This is a genomic window from Gordonia sp. UBA7599, from assembly GCA_002477755.1.
GTDB lineage: Bacteria > Actinomycetota > Actinomycetes > Mycobacteriales > Mycobacteriaceae > Gordonia.
In genome coordinates this window covers 1-13,865 of record DLKD01000001.1, presented here as the reverse complement: position 1 = coordinate 13,865, position 13,865 = coordinate 1, and the positions used below count along the sequence as shown (strand labels likewise).

Below are 13,865 nucleotides of genomic sequence, written 5' to 3'. Positions count from 1 at the left end.
ACGTACGCGATCGTCAAGACCGGCGGTAAGCAGTACAAGGTCGCCGAAGGCGACGTGGTGAAGGTCGAGAAGCTCGACGGCGAGCCCGGCAGCACCGTGCAGCTCCCCGTCGCGCTGGTCGTCGACGGCGCCGAGCTGACCACCGAGGCCGACAAGCTGGCCAAGGTGTCGGTCAAGGCCGAGGTCGTCGAGCACGTCAAGGGCCCGAAGATCCGGATCCACAAGTTCAAGAACAAGACCGGCTACCACAAGCGCCAGGGTCACCGTCAGCAGCTGACGGTGCTCAAGGTCACCGGAATCAAGTAGGAGCAGCAGACATGGCACATAAGAAGGGCGCATCGAGCTCGCGCAACGGTCGCGACTCCAATGCCCAGCGACTCGGCGTCAAGCGGTTCGGCGGCCAGAAGGTCAACGCCGGCGAGATCCTGGTCCGCCAGCGCGGCACCCACATCCACCCCGGCGTGAACGTCGGTCGCGGTGGCGACGACACCCTGTTCGCCCTCGAGGCCGGGGCGGTCGAGTTCGGCAGCAAGCGCGGCCGCAAGACCGTCAACATCGTCCCGGACACCGCTGCGGTCTGATCCGGGCGCAAAAGCTCTTCACAGGGCGGGCGGGGATCACCGATCCTCGACCGCCCTGTTTGTTTTTCCCAGTATCCGTTCGAGTAGGAGGCACCGGTGTCACGATTTGTCGACCGGGTGACGATCCACGTGACCGCCGGCAACGGCGGACACGGTTGCTCCTCGGTGCACCGGGAGAAGTTCAAACCGCTCGGCGGACCCGACGGCGGTAACGGCGGCCGCGGTGGGGACGTGCGCCTCGTCGTCGACCCACAGGTCCACACGCTGCTCGACTTCCACTTCCGGCCGCACGCAAGCGGGGGCAACGGCAAGCCGGGGATGGGTGACAACCGTAGCGGCGCCAACGGCGACGACCTGGAATTGGCCATCCCCGACGGCACCGTCATCCTCGACGCCGACGGCGAGATCCTCGCCGACATGGTCGGCGCCGGCACCACGTTCATCGCCGCGCAGGGCGGTCGTGGGGGACTGGGGAATGCAGCGCTGGCCTCCAAGGCCCGCAAGGCCCCCGGTTTTGCCCTGCTCGGCGAGTCCGGCCAGGAGCGCGAGCTCGTCCTGGAGTTGAAGTCCGTCGCCGACGTCGGGCTGGTCGGCTTCCCGTCGGCGGGCAAGTCGTCGCTGGTGTCGGTCCTGTCCGCGGCCAAGCCGAAGATCGCCGACTACCCGTTCACCACGCTGGCGCCCAACCTCGGTGTCGTGCAGACCGTGCCGGGCCGGGCGGGCGAGCGGTCGGGGGCGATCGACACGTTCACCATCGCCGACGTGCCCGGGCTCATTCCAGGCGCGTCGGAGGGCCGCGGCCTCGGGCTGGACTTCCTGCGCCACATCGAGCGCTGCGCGGTGCTGGCCCACGTCGTCGACTGTGCGACGCTGGAGTCCGACCGTGACCCGGTGTCCGACATCGAGGCCCTCGAGGCTGAACTCTCGGCCTATCAACCGGCACTCGACGACGATCTCGGCCTCGGCGACCTCGCCGGGCGTCCGCGGATCATCGTCCTCAACAAGATCGACATCCCCGAAGCAGCCGAACTGGCCGACATCGTGCAGCCCGACCTCGAGAAGTTCGGGTGGCCGGTGTACCGGGTTTCGGCGGTGAGCCGCGAGGGTCTGCGCGAACTCGCCTTCGCATTGGCGAAGCTGGTCCGCGAGTACCGGGAGGCGAACCCGAAGCAGGAGGCACGTCGTGCGGTTATCCGGCCCAAGGCCGTCGATGCCGCCGAGTTCACCGTCGTGCCCGATCCGCAGGTGCCCGGTGGCTTCATCGTCAGCGGCGAGCGGCCCGAGCGGTGGATCAGGCAGACCCAGTTCGACAACGACGAGGCCGTCGGCTATCTCGCCGACCGGCTGAACCGGCTCGGCGTCGAAGAGGAGCTCGTGCGGCTCGGTGCAGAACCGGGTGCGCCGGTCACGCTGGGCGACGTCACCTTCGACTGGGAGCCGACGACGCCCAGCGGCGACGACGTGCCGATCACCGGGCGCGGCACCGACGTGCGCCTCGACCGGTCCGACCGGATCGGCGCCACGGAGCGCAAGGCCGCGCGCAAACTGCGCCGCGAGCACCACGAGGAGTGGGACCACGCCACCGCGACCGGCAACCCAGACGAGGACTGGGACGCCGACGCATGAGTGCCGCGGCCCAGTCGTCCTCGACGCGCGCCGCGATCGCCGGCGCGCGCAGTGTCGTCGTCAAGATCGGTTCCGCGGCGATCACCGATCTGAACGACGGTCTCGACGTCGAGCGCCTCGACCGCCTCGCCGACGCACTGGAACAGCGGATGGCTTCGGGCAGCGACGTGATCGTCGTGTCCTCGGGTGCGATCGGTGCCGGACTCGCGCCGCTGGGTTTGCGCCGCCGACCCTCCGACCTCGCGACCAAGCAGGCCGCGGCCATTGTCGGACAGTTGGCGCTGACCCATGCGTGGGGAACCTCTTTCGGGCGCTACGGTCGCGTGGTCGGCCAGGTGCTGCTCACCGCGCACGACATCTCCCGGCGCTCGCACCACGCGAATGCGCAGCGGGCCCTGGATCGGTTGCGGTCGCTGGGCGCCGTGGCGGTGGTCAACGAGAACGATGCCGTCGCCACCAACGAGATCCGCTTCGGCGATAACGACCGCCTGGCCGCGCTCGTCGCCCACCTCGCGGGTGCCGAGGCGCTGGTCCTGCTGTCCGACGTCGACGGCCTTTACGACGGTGATCCGCGCAAGGCCACCGACGAGCACCCGGTGCGGTTTATCCCCGAGGTCGACGGACCCGCCGACCTCGACGGCGTCATCGCCGGGTCTGGTGGCGCACTGGGCACCGGGGGAATGGCGTCGAAGCTAGCCGCGGCCCGACTGGCTGCCGACGGGGGCATCCCGGTGCTGCTCGCGGCTGCCGCCGATGCCGAGACCGCGCTGCGGGACGCGTCGGTCGGCACGGCCTTCGCCGCGCGGGCGGATCGGATGTCATCGCGACGGTTCTGGGTCCGCCACGCCGCGGAGACCCACGGCCGCCTCGTCCTCGACGACGGTGCGGTGGACGCGGTCCGCCGCCGCCGCTCGCTGCTGTCGGCGGGCGTGGTCGACGTCTCGGGCGGCTTCTCCGCCGGGGACGTCGTCGAACTCGTCGACCAGCGCGGCGCGCTGTGTGCCCGCGGGGTTGCCGGCTACGGGGCCGAGGACGTGGTGGTGATGATGGGCCGTCGGACCGACGCACTGCCGGCCGATCTGCGCGGTCCGCTGGTGCACGCCGACGACCTGGCACTGTTGTGACATGACCCGGATCATCGCGGGAGAATTCGGTGGTCGGCGTCTCATCGTGGCCTCCGATGCCACCCGTCCGACGTCGGACCGGGTGCGCGAGGCGCTGTTCGCCGCGATCGACGCGCGCGTGGACCTCTCCGGGATGACCGTGCTCGACCTCTACGCGGGTACCGGTGCGCTCGGATTGGAGGCACTGTCGCGGGGGGCCTCGCGGGCGGTGTTCGTCGACGACGATCGTGCCGCGGTCCACGGGCTCAAGGCCAACATCGACGCCTGCGGGGCGGGCGCGCAGTGCGCGGTGGTGCGCGCCGACGCGACGACCTACCTGCGCAACTCCGGTGGCGAGGTCTTCGACATGATCTTCTGCGACCCGCCCTACGGCCTACCCGACGACGATCTCGACGAGGTGCTACGCCTGGCCGCCGAACTGCTGGGCGATGGCTACCTGGTGCTGGAGCGGGCCAAACGTGCGGCGCGGACCCGATGGCCCGACACGTTGGCGCCGATCCTGGCGAAGGTCTACGGCGACACCCGCGTCGAGTGGGCTGAGCAAGCCCAGTTGGACACCGCGCAGGGCGACTAGTCGGCGAGTGCGTATACCTGGACGGGTTCGGGTTTGCCTTTGACTTCGTGGCGTCCGCGATCGAGCAGTGCCACCGGATCGGTTAGCGCTTGTGCGCAGGATCCGGTTAGCAGGATGGTGTCGCCGGTGGTTTTGGTGAGTTGTTCGACGCGTGCGGCGACGTTGACGGCATCGCCGATGAGGGTGTATTCGAGTTTTCCGCCGCCGCCGATGGTTCCGACGATGACTTCGCCGGTGTTGAGGCCGATGCCGATGTGGACCGCATCACCGAAGGTGTCGTCGACCAGGTTACGAATACGGATGGCTGCGCGCCGAATCACAAGAAGCCTGGCGACCCGCAGTTTTCCGCGGCGGATTCGGCCGCTATGGCGCAGCTGTTAGGCAGGGGGCATTACGGGAGCATATGGCGGAATAAGGACGGGACGCCGGCGGAGTTCACGAAGGCGCGCGGGAAAACCGGCGTACTCAAAGACTTGGGAGCGATGCCGATAGGCGCGCGCGGTTGGATGCGGGTCGCCTGGAAGGGCGGGTCGGCACACGTCTACGCGTGGGAGGTTACCCCTGATCCTAAGACTGGTGAGCCGATGCTTAGGTTCATCGACCCGCAGCCCGGAAAGCTCGACGTCGCCGACTACCTGGACAGGGCCAAGGCCGGGTCGTTCTATTGGCTGCGGGTGGACAAACTTGTGCCGACTGAGGACGTGCTGGACTTGGTGAAGCAGTCTTGAAAAAGTGACGGCCGGATAAACTGGGCACCATGCCATTAGACCCGGACGGAGCAGCGCGCATCGACACGTTTGAACGCGCGGTTGAGGTAGCGAGAGGTCAAATCGCCGAGCAGCCTATCAGCGCTGACTGGGTGGTTCAGTCTTACGGGAGGGAAACCGCCGACGGCTGGATCATCCCAGCTCTGCACCCTAACCCGGATATGCGCGACAACGACGACGACGGCTGGCTCGCCTACGTCCATCGAGACGGACGCGTGGAGTTCGACGCGGTGCTGCCGCTTCTCGACGAGTTCGACGACGGTGTCGACGTCGGCGACTGGCCGGAGGAGGAGCCGGAGGAGGAGCCGGAGGAGGAGCCGGAGGAGGAGCCGGAGGAGCGGCCCGCCGGGTCCGCTACACGGAAGAAAGAACGTCCGACGCGCGCGCAGTGTGAGCAGGCGATGGCGGAGGGCCGCGCCTACGGGGAGACCCGTACTGGTGACCGCAACCCGTACGCCGGCGGTCCGGTCGCTTTGCTGTCGCGGCTGTGGGAGCGCGCATATAAGCGCGCAGCCGATGAGCGTCGCGGCCGCCCTATCGACATGGATGCGTCGATTGCGCGTTTGCGGGCCGATGGTGTCGAAGTCGCCGACATTCCAGACGACTACGACGACGACGAGGACGCCGAGCCGGATGGGCTGTAACTGTGGCGGTAGTTCGCGGGTGGTGGTGCATGAGTCGCACCGCCCTGACGGCACAGTGAAACGGTTTCTGTCGGAGGTGGAGGCGCGTACCGATGCCGCCAAGTATGGCGGGCATTACGCGCAAGTCGTCCGCTAACACCTCTGGCCTGTAGGTGTATGGTTTGGGTTGTGCTGCTGGCGTGTGGGCCGGGCAACGTGTACGACCGTTAACCCGAGCCCACAGGAGACCAGTCATGGCCCTCGATCTGCAGACCATTCTCGACGCCGCCGGAGCCGTGGAGGCTAGCAAGCGCGCCGACACCATCACCGCCGCCATCCTCGACGGCCAGCCCGCACGCAGTGACGTGGAGGCGCTGCTGAACGAGGCTGTCGAAAAGTTCGGTGCCCTCAACGCCCAGGACGATCACGACGACGATTCAATGCTGGGTTTGGAATTGCTCGCGGAGGTGTGTGCGGCCGCGCGCGGTGCACAGACGTCGATCGACGAACGCACCGAGGAGGCTAAGGCGGTGCGTGACGCACTCGCGGCGAAGGTGTCCGGTGACGCGGAGACCGCCGAAACCGAGGAGCCTACCGCCACCGAGGAGCCCGCCGAGACCGCGGAGGTCGTCGAGACCGTAGCCGAGGAGGGCGGCACCGAGGTTGTCGCGGAGACCGCGGAGGTTGTCGCCGAGGCGGCACCGGAGCCCGTCGCAGCTGCCGCAACTCCACGCCGCTACGACCTGTCGAAGATCAAGACGGCGCCCCCGGCGCCCCCGGCCCCGGATAACGGTGGTCTCATTATCACCGCTGCTGCCGATGTTCGCGGGTTCGCCGGCGGCCAGGAACTGTCCGGCATGGATGACCTCGTGGCTGCCGCTACCGCCAAGATCGAAGCGATGCCCGACGGGCAAGACGGCGTGTTCGTGCGGGCAGGGTACGCACAGATCAAGTTGCCCTATCCGAAGGAGTTGGTCGCATCGGGCGCCAATGACCAGGAGGTCATCGACTATGCGGCCGATCCGTCGCGGCTGCGCGGCACCAACGGCACGAGTGGCCTGGTCGCCGCCGGCGGCTGGTGTGCCCCGTCGGAAACGCTGTACGACCTGGCGCCGCTGCTGGCCGATCCGAATGCCGGGCTGATCGACCTGCCCGACATTGCGGTCAAGCGTGGCGGTATCCGCACCACCGAGGGCGCGGACTTCGCCACCATCTGGGCGGGCAACGTCGGACTGATCCGCACCGAAGCGCAGGAGATGGCCGACCCGTACGTCAACAAGACGCTGTTCAGGGTGCCCTGCACCAGCTTCACTGAGATTCGTGCGGACGTCGTCTACACCGGTATTGAGGCGGGCATCCTGCAGAACTCCGCCTACCCGGAGTTGACGCGGCAGTATGTGGAGGGTGCGTTGACGGCGCACGCCCACAAGATCAACGCGTCGTCGATCGCCCGCATGGTGACCCTCGCGGGCACGGAGGTCGACCTGACCGCCAAGCTGGGGCCGTCGGCGACCGGTTCGCTGCTCAACGGCCTGGAACTCCTCATCACCGATTACCGATACAAGTATCGGGCCCCATCATCATCGTGCGCGGCGGACCGGCCGGCAAGCCCGGTAAGGCGTTGAACCTGGCGCACATGTCAGATCACGACCTCACCGAACTCATGGAGGACGCGCACGCCAACCGTAAGAACGCGCAAGTGTATGAGGCGGCGTTCACCGAGTGGGCGCATGCGGAGCCCGGCGAGCGCCATCGCCCAGGTACTTGTTGACGTGTCCGCCGGCTTCGACGACGGCGGGGACGACGATTGCGAAGAGTTCGTTGAGGCGACTCACCGCTTCCTCGGCGGTGTGGGAGTCGGCGTAGGCGGTGAAGTCGCGGATGTCGATGAACAGGGTGGTCACCACGCGATGCTCGCCGCTAAAGATGTCGTCGCCTTGTTCGAGCAGCCGGGCGGCCAGTGCTGGATCGACGTAGGTGCCGAATGCGGTGTGCAACCGTCGACGCTCGGCGAGGCCTTGTTGCATGCGGTTGAAGGTGGCCGACAGGACTCCGAGGTCGTCGTCGTTGAGGACGGGAAGTCGCTGGCTGTAGTCACCGGCCGCGACACGGGCGGCGCCTTCGGTCAGGTCGCGGATAGGTCGCATGGAAGGACCGAATGCCGTTCCGACGGTAATCGGAAGGCCGAAGAACACCAGGTAGAACACCGCGATCAGCAATGGGATCACCGGGAGAACGAGAGACTCGTCGATTGCTGAGGCGACGAAGGCACCTGCCAAGGCGAAGTAGAACGTTGCAGCCAACAGGGCCCGGTTTGACCGTTGGGCAAAGCTGGGAGTGGCGCGGGGCAGTTCGTCGCCCAAGGCGGTGTCGCCGGCCAGTGCTGTCCGCATGGGTCGTACGGCCGCTTCAGTCAGCGATCGAGTGCCCAGGATGTGGACTGCTATCGAACTCGTCAGCCCGATCACGGCGTACACGGCGATATCGGCTTTCGAAGCACCGCAGATTGCACCGGCCACTGCCGCGTAGACCATCCCGGCCACACTCTCCAGGTACAGCCCGGCGCCGTCAATGCGATGGACGTATTTGTACGTTCCTTGCAAAGCGACGTAGGGGTCCACGTCGTGGCCGGTGGCCCAGAGCTCCGCGGGGCGCAGCAGCGACTTGAGTAGGGCTGCGCCGATCCCGGTGAAGAGGGTGGACACCGCGATCGTGATGAGCGTGACCGTCCCATAGCGGTGGGCGTCTTCACGCGCGACGATCACAAGTCCCAACGACAGGTAGATCAGTGTCAATTGTCCACCGCCGAGTGCCATCGCAACCGCCACGTAGAGGCCGCGAGGACTCAGTCGATCCCAGAGCCATTGCCAAACATGTTCCATCCACGCAGGTTAGGCCCCGAGACGCAGCTAGGCGGAATGATCGTCTGGGCGGCATGATCGTGGGTCCGCGCAGGGCGACTAGTCGGCCAGTGCGTAGACCTGCACTGGTTCGGGTTTGCCTTTGACTTCGTGGCGTCCGCGGTCCACGAGTGGCACCGGGTTGGCCAGTGTCTGTGCGCAGGATCCGGTTAGCAGGATGGTGTCGCCGGTGGTTTTGGTGAGTTGCTCCACGCGTGCTGCGACGTTCACGGCATCGCCAATGAGGGTGTATTCGAGTTTTCCGCCGCCGCCGATGGTTCCGACGATGACTTCGCCGGTGTTGAGGCCGATGCCGATGTGGACCTCGTCGGCGAAGGTGTCGGCGACCAGGTTTCGGATGCGTATGGCTGCTGTGACGGCGGCGTCGGCGTGGCGGTCCAGTTCTCCGGGTGCGCCGAAGACGGCCAGGGCGCCATCGCCGAGGTATTTGTTGACGTGTCCGCCGGCTTCGACGACGGCGGGGACGACGATGGCGAACAGTTCATTGAGGCGACTCACCGCTTCCTCGGCGGTGTGGGAGTCGGCGTAGGCGGTGAAGTCGCGGATGTCGATGAACAGTGTGGTCACGTGTCGGTGTTCACCGCGAAAGATGTCGTCGCCTTGTTCGAGGAGGCGGGCGGCCAGTGCCGGGTCGACGTAGGTGCCGAAGGCGGTGTGCAACCGTCGACGCTCGGCCAGTCCTTGTTGCATGCGATTGAAGGTGGCCGAGAGGACTCCGAGGTCGTCGTCGTTGAGTACGGGAAGGCGCTGACTGTAGTCTCCCGCGGCTACCCGATTGGCCCCTTCGGTCAGGTCGCGGATCGGGCGCATGGAAGGGGCGAACGCCGATCCGACGGTAATCGGAACGGCAAAGACGACCAGATAGAACACCGCGACCAATAGCGCGATTACTGGAAGAACGAGAGATTTGTCGAACGCTGAGGTAACTAGTCCACCTGCCATGGTGAAGGTGTAGGCCGCGGCCAGTAGCGACCGGTTTGACCGTTGGGCAAAGGTTGGTGTGGCGCGGGGTAGTGCGTCCCCCAGGGTGGTGTCACCGGTCAGTGCCACCCGTGCGGGTCGCATGCCCGCTTCCACCAGTGAATGACCGCCCAGGACATAGACTGCCGCAAAGCTCGTGAGACCGATCGCGGCATACGCGGCGATATTGCCGGCCGAGGCGCCGCAGACTGCGCCGACCACTGCCACGTACGCCAACCCGGTCATAGCCTGCAGGTACAGCGCGATACCGTCAATGCGGCGGACGTACTCGTAGGTACCCTGCAGAGCGACGTACGGGTCCACGTCGTGGCCGGTGGCCCAGCGCTCCGCGGGGCGCACCAGCGGCTTGCACAGAGCTGCGACGATCCCGGTGAAGACGACGGCTGCCGCGATTGCAAGTGACGTGACGGTCCCGTAGCGGTCGGCGTCTTCGCGCAAGGCGATCGCAAATCCGAACGGTAGACAGATCAGCACCAACTGGCCACCGGCGAGCGCGATTCCAGCCCATATGTAGAGGCCGTGTGGACTCAGTCGATCCCACAGCCATTGCCATACATGTTCCATCCGCGAAGGTTAGCCCCACCGAGTACCCGGTTCGGCATGATCGTCGGTGTGATTGTCGACGACACTCCGGTGGGGGCGCGCCCGGACCCGGACGAGCTGCTGCCGCCGGCGGTGCTGAGCCGCTGGACGCGCCGCGTCGCCGATGTGGCCGGGGATCAGTGCGCAGAACTGTTCGCCGCCGCGATGCACCGCACGCTGGCCCGGACCTTGCACCGGCTACCCGACGGTTCAGTCTTCGTCATCACGGGCGACATCCCGGCGATGTGGCTGCGCGACGCCGCGACGCAGATGCGGCCCTACGTGCGGCTGTTGGCCGCCGAGGGGGTCGGCGAACTGCCGGCCCTCGCTGAGGTCATCGGCGCCGTCGTGCGCCGGCAATTCGCCTACCTAGCCCACGACCCCTACGCCAACGCGTTCAACGCCGCGCCCAACGGGAATTGCCACGAGCCGCGCGACCTCGGCGACGACCCGTGGCTGTGGGAGCGCAAGTTCGAGATCGATTCGCTGTGCTTCCCGTTCCAACTGGCCGAGCAGTTGGCCGGTGCGACGGGGGAGGACGCGCATTTCGACGATTCTTTCCTCGCTGCGGCCGCCAGGGCGGTCGAGACGCTGACCGCTGAACTCGATCACGAGAACTCCTCGTCGTACCGGTTCGTCCGCCCGGACACGATTGTCCAAGACACGCTGCCCCGCGACGGATGGGGTTCGCCGGTGGCGGTCACCGGAATGGCGTGGTCGGGTTTCCGGCCCTCCGACGATGCCTGCACCTACGGCTACCTCGTCCCGGCGAATCTGATGGCAGCCCACACCCTCTCGCAGATCGCGCCGCGGTTGGCGCAGTCCGAGCCCGCCCTGGCGCCGGAGGCGGCGGCGCTGGCGGCCGAGTTGCGGGCCGGTGTGGACGCGCACGGGGTCGTCGGGCACCCGCGCCACGGCGAGATCTGGGCCTACGAGGTCGACGGACTCGGGTCGGTGCTGATGGCCGACGACGCCAACATGCCCAGCCTGCTCTCGCTACCGCTGGTGGCCGGCATCGACGTCGAAGATCCGCGGTATCTGCGCACGCGGGAATTCGTACTGTCGCGCGACAACCCGTACTTCTATCGCGGCAGGTTGGCGGCCGGGCCGGGCAGTCCACACACGCCAGTCGACTACGTGTGGCCGATCGCGCTGGCGGTGCAGGGATTGACCTCGCTCGACCCGGCAGAATCGCTGCAGCTGTTGCAGACGATCGCTGCGACGACCGCCGGTCGCGAGTACGTGCATGAGAGCTTCCATGTCGACGACGACTCCCGTTTCACGCGGGACTGGTTCAGCTGGGCGGATTCGATGTTCTGCGAGCTTGCGCTGGTAGTTTCGTGCGCATGAGCATCGCACTGTGCCCGGGTTCGTTCGATCCGTTCACGCTCGGCCACCGCTTCATCGTCGAACGCGCCGCGGCCCGGTTCGAGGAGGTCATCGTGACCGTCGTCGTCAATCCGAACAAGCAGGGGATGTTCTCGGTCGACGAGCGGTTGGACCTGATCGCGGCCACGTGTGCCGATCTGCCCAACGTCCGCGTCGACCGGTGGCGCGGCCTGCTCGTCGACTACATGCGCAACGAGGGCGTGACGACGATGATCAAGGGCCTGCGGTCGAGCACCGACTTCGAGTACGAGGTGCCGATGGCCCAGATGAACCGGGAGCTCGCCGACGTCGAGACGTTGTTCATGTGGACCGATCCGCGCTACGCCCACGTGTCGAGCTCGCTGGTCAAAGAAGTCGCCAAGCTCGGTGGCGACGTCGAGCCGTTCCTGCCCCCGCTGGTCTATCGCGCAGTCATGGCAAAGGTGGGCGGTGAGCGCAGCGTGTAGGTGCTGTTCGGTGGGGCGGGGGACACGACACGCCGAACTGAAAACGCATCCCAAATCACATTAGTAACATCCTGCACAATGGTCACAGCTGCCACGGAGGTGGCCTTCTCGCCAGATAGGGGTGTTGCTGTGTACCGCGTATTCGAAGCGCTCGATGAGCTGGTCGCGATCGTCGAAGAGGCTCGCGCCGTCCCCATGACCGCGGGCTGCATGGTCCCCCGAGGCGATGTGCTTGACCTGCTCGACGACATCAAGGGCGCCATTCCCACCGAACTGGACGACGCACAGGACGTCCTCGACCAGCGTGATGCCGTCGTCGGGCACGCGCGAGAGAATGCCGACGCCACCATCGCCGCCGCCAAGGCCGACGCCGACGCCATGGTCGCCGCTGCGCGCGCCGAGGCCGACCGCCTCGTCGGCGTTAAGTATCGGAAGCCTTGGAAGCTGCCGTATTCGCAACGGGCTTAGCCGTCCAACCCTCAATCTAGAACTCGTCCATCTTCACTTCCGCAAGCTTATGAAACGACTGCTTCTTTCCCTGGTCGCCCTGGTCTCGCTGGCCACCTCGCTTACGGCCGCCGTTCGATTGCCGGCCATCATCGGTTCCCACATGGTGCTGCAGCGGGGACCCAAGGCCGTTCTGTGGGGATGGGCCGCACCGTCCGAGGCTGTGACGGTGTCGGTCAGTTGGTCCACCAACACCTGGAAGACCACCGCATCCAACGGAGGACGCTGGTCGACCGAGATTCAAACGTCGCAGGCCGCCGGTCCGCACACGATTCGTATCTCTGCGGGCAACGAGATCGTGCTGGAAGACGTGCTGGTGGGTGAAGTCTGGGTCTGCAGCGGTCAGAGCAACATGGAATGGTCGGGCGATCAGAAGCTGACCCAATCCACGGCGGAGGCTCCACAGGCCACGAATGCCATGATCCGGTTGTTCTACATTCCCAAGGCTACCTCGGCGACGCCGCAAGATCAGCTGTCTGCCCGTTGGGTCGTGTGTTCGCCGGAGGAGATGATGCATTTCAGCGCCGTGGGATATTTCTTCGGCAAGCGTCTCCATGCCGAGCTCGGAGTGCCTGTGGGACTGATCAATAGTAACTGGGGCGGTACTCCAGCCGAAGTGTGGACGCCGCGGGAAATCGTTGAGGAAGACCCGGACCTGCGGGCCGCGGCGGCGAAGCTCAAGCCGTTTGCTTGGTGGCCGCATGAGCCAGGGGTGGCCTTCAACGCGATGATTCACCCCATCACACCGTTTCGGATTGCGGGGGTGATCTGGTATCAGGGCGAGAGTAATGTCTCCACTCACGGCACCTATCGCAAGCTCTTCACCCGGATGATCGATGGCTGGCGAACAGCTTGGAAGGCGGAGCTCCCTTTCTACTTCGCGCAGATCGCGCCGTACACCTACGATGATCCGACCCGGGCGGCTTTCCTGCGCGAAGCGCAGACGCAAGCGGCCGCGCACCCGAAGACGGGGATGGTGGTGACCAGCGACTTGGTGGACAACGTGAAGGACATCCATCCCCAGATGAAACGCGAGGTGGCCGATCGACTGGCCCGTTACGCCTTGGCTGAAACCTATGGCAGGTCGGGACCTGAATACCGGAGTCCCACCTATCGCTCACATCGGGTGGAGGGATCTTCCATCCGCGTGGAGTTCGATTCGGTTCCCACCGCGCTGGTTTCGCGTGGTGGGCCGCCCACGCACTTTAAGGTGGCCGGGGCCGATGGCCGCTTCGTCGAGGCTCGGGCTGTGATTGACGGTAAGTCGGTGGTCGTGTCGAGTCCGGAGGTGCCGAGTCCGACGGCCGTTCGGTTCGCATTCGCCTGCGACGCGATCCCCAACTTGTTCACGGCCGAGGGATTGCCGGTGAACCTCTTCCGTACCGACCGCTGAACGGGGGAGTATCCCCCATTCAGCGGTGTCTGGTCTTGGGCTAGCGTCGAATCTTTAGTAAGTCGCCAAACGATAGTACACGGCTCCAACTTCTGGATTCATGGGAATGACAGCCGCGTTCAACTCGCCTCCGACGTGGTCATGATACGGTCCGAGGACGCTGTTGGTGCTGGATTGTAACTTGTAAACGCCACCCCACGAGAGGTTGAGAGAGCTGCCGGATTGCACGGCGGTGATCGTCGCTGGGGCAAATCCGGTGACGGTGATGGTCCCGGTGCTGGCGGGATCGATGCCGGCAGTCCCGGCACCATACGTGCCGTTCGGCTGCTGAACCCCGTCGATCCACAACTG

14 protein-coding genes and 2 pseudogenes are annotated in these 13,865 nt (G+C 66.2%); 12 read left to right on the top strand and 4 right to left on the bottom strand.

Annotated features, from left to right (window positions below; genetic code table 11):
- The 5 genes from rplU to rsmD form a co-directional block, all read left to right on the top strand.
- Window positions 1-306: 50S ribosomal protein L21 (rplU, locus tag B4L26_RS00080; protein ID WP_290714367.1), on the top strand; the 306-nt coding region annotated here is incomplete at its 5' end.
- An 11-nt stretch (window positions 307-317) separates the two neighbouring features.
- Window positions 318-581, top strand: a complete 264-nt coding sequence (rpmA, locus tag B4L26_RS00075; RefSeq protein ID WP_290714366.1) for a 50S ribosomal protein L27 — start codon at window positions 318-320, stop codon at window positions 579-581.
- Between the two features lie 96 nt (window positions 582-677).
- Window positions 678-2,207, top strand: a complete 1,530-nt coding sequence (gene obgE / locus B4L26_RS00070; protein ID WP_290714365.1) for a GTPase ObgE — start codon at window positions 678-680, stop codon at window positions 2,205-2,207.
- Window positions 2,204-3,331, top strand: a complete 1,128-nt coding sequence (gene proB / locus B4L26_RS00065) for a glutamate 5-kinase (RefSeq protein WP_290714364.1) — start codon at window positions 2,204-2,206, stop codon at window positions 3,329-3,331. The genes obgE and proB overlap by 4 nt, the downstream gene beginning before the upstream one ends.
- Before the next feature lies 1 nt (window position 3,332).
- The gene (gene rsmD / locus B4L26_RS00060; protein ID WP_290714363.1) at window positions 3,333-3,905 is read left to right on the top strand and encodes a 16S rRNA (guanine(966)-N(2))-methyltransferase RsmD; all 573 of its coding nucleotides are present in this window, start codon (window positions 3,333-3,335) and stop codon (window positions 3,903-3,905) included.
- On the opposite strand, the pseudogene B4L26_RS00055 reads toward rsmD, so the two are convergent.
- Window positions 3,902-4,213, bottom strand: a pseudogene (locus B4L26_RS00055) (adenylate/guanylate cyclase domain-containing protein); the annotation flags it as partial. The gene rsmD and the pseudogene B4L26_RS00055 overlap by 4 nt on opposite strands.
- A gap of 57 nt (window positions 4,214-4,270) precedes the next feature.
- Between B4L26_RS00055 and B4L26_RS00050 the strand changes: the two are divergent.
- The 3 genes from B4L26_RS00050 (at window position 4,271) to B4L26_RS00040 (ending at window position 6,920) form a co-directional block, all read left to right on the top strand.
- Window positions 4,271-4,633, top strand: a complete 363-nt coding sequence (locus tag B4L26_RS00050; RefSeq protein WP_290714361.1) for a hypothetical protein — start codon at window positions 4,271-4,273, stop codon at window positions 4,631-4,633.
- Window positions 4,634-4,833: 200 nt separating this feature from the next.
- Entirely contained in the window at window positions 4,834-5,316 is a 483-nt protein-coding gene (locus B4L26_RS00045; RefSeq protein ID WP_290714359.1) for a hypothetical protein, read from the top strand.
- 233 nt (window positions 5,317-5,549) lie between these two features.
- On the top strand, window positions 5,550-6,920 hold the full coding sequence (locus B4L26_RS00040; protein ID WP_290714357.1) for a major capsid protein: 1,371 nt from the start codon (window positions 5,550-5,552) through the stop codon (window positions 6,918-6,920).
- 90 nt (window positions 6,921-7,010) lie between these two features.
- Here B4L26_RS00040 and B4L26_RS00035 read toward each other — a convergent pair whose 3' ends face one another.
- Together B4L26_RS00035 and B4L26_RS00030 are read right to left on the bottom strand one after the other, a co-directional pair.
- Window positions 7,011-8,177, bottom strand: coding sequence for an adenylate/guanylate cyclase domain-containing protein (locus tag B4L26_RS00035; protein ID WP_290714356.1), 1,167 nt, complete (start codon window positions 8,175-8,177; stop codon window positions 7,011-7,013).
- Window positions 8,178-8,255: 78 nt separating this feature from the next.
- Entirely contained in the window at window positions 8,256-9,761 is a 1,506-nt protein-coding gene (locus B4L26_RS00030) for an adenylate/guanylate cyclase domain-containing protein (RefSeq protein WP_290714355.1), read from the bottom strand.
- Window positions 9,762-9,797: 36 nt separating this feature from the next.
- On the opposite strand from B4L26_RS00030, the gene B4L26_RS00025 reads away from it, so the two are divergent.
- The 4 genes and pseudogenes from B4L26_RS00025 to B4L26_RS00010 all read left to right on the top strand — a co-directional run bounded on the left by B4L26_RS00025 (window position 9,798) and on the right by B4L26_RS00010 (window position 13,514).
- A complete protein-coding gene (locus B4L26_RS00025) occupies window positions 9,798-11,129 on the top strand; it encodes a glycoside hydrolase family 125 protein (RefSeq protein ID WP_290714353.1) in 1,332 nt (443 codons plus the stop codon).
- A complete protein-coding gene (gene coaD / locus B4L26_RS00020; protein ID WP_290714352.1) occupies window positions 11,126-11,614 on the top strand; it encodes a pantetheine-phosphate adenylyltransferase in 489 nt (162 codons plus the stop codon). Before B4L26_RS00025 ends, coaD begins: the two co-directional genes overlap by 4 nt.
- A gap of 129 nt (window positions 11,615-11,743) precedes the next feature.
- A pseudogene (locus B4L26_RS00015) lies at window positions 11,744-12,031 on the top strand (DivIVA domain-containing protein); the annotation flags it as partial.
- Window positions 12,032-12,131: 100 nt separating this feature from the next.
- Window positions 12,132-13,514, top strand: a complete 1,383-nt coding sequence (locus tag B4L26_RS00010) for a sialate O-acetylesterase (RefSeq protein ID WP_290714350.1) — start codon at window positions 12,132-12,134, stop codon at window positions 13,512-13,514.
- Window positions 13,515-13,568: 54 nt separating this feature from the next.
- On the opposite strand, the gene B4L26_RS00005 is transcribed toward B4L26_RS00010, so the two are convergent.
- The coding region (locus B4L26_RS00005) for a hypothetical protein (protein WP_290714349.1) at window positions 13,569-13,865 on the bottom strand (297 nt) is incomplete at its 5' end.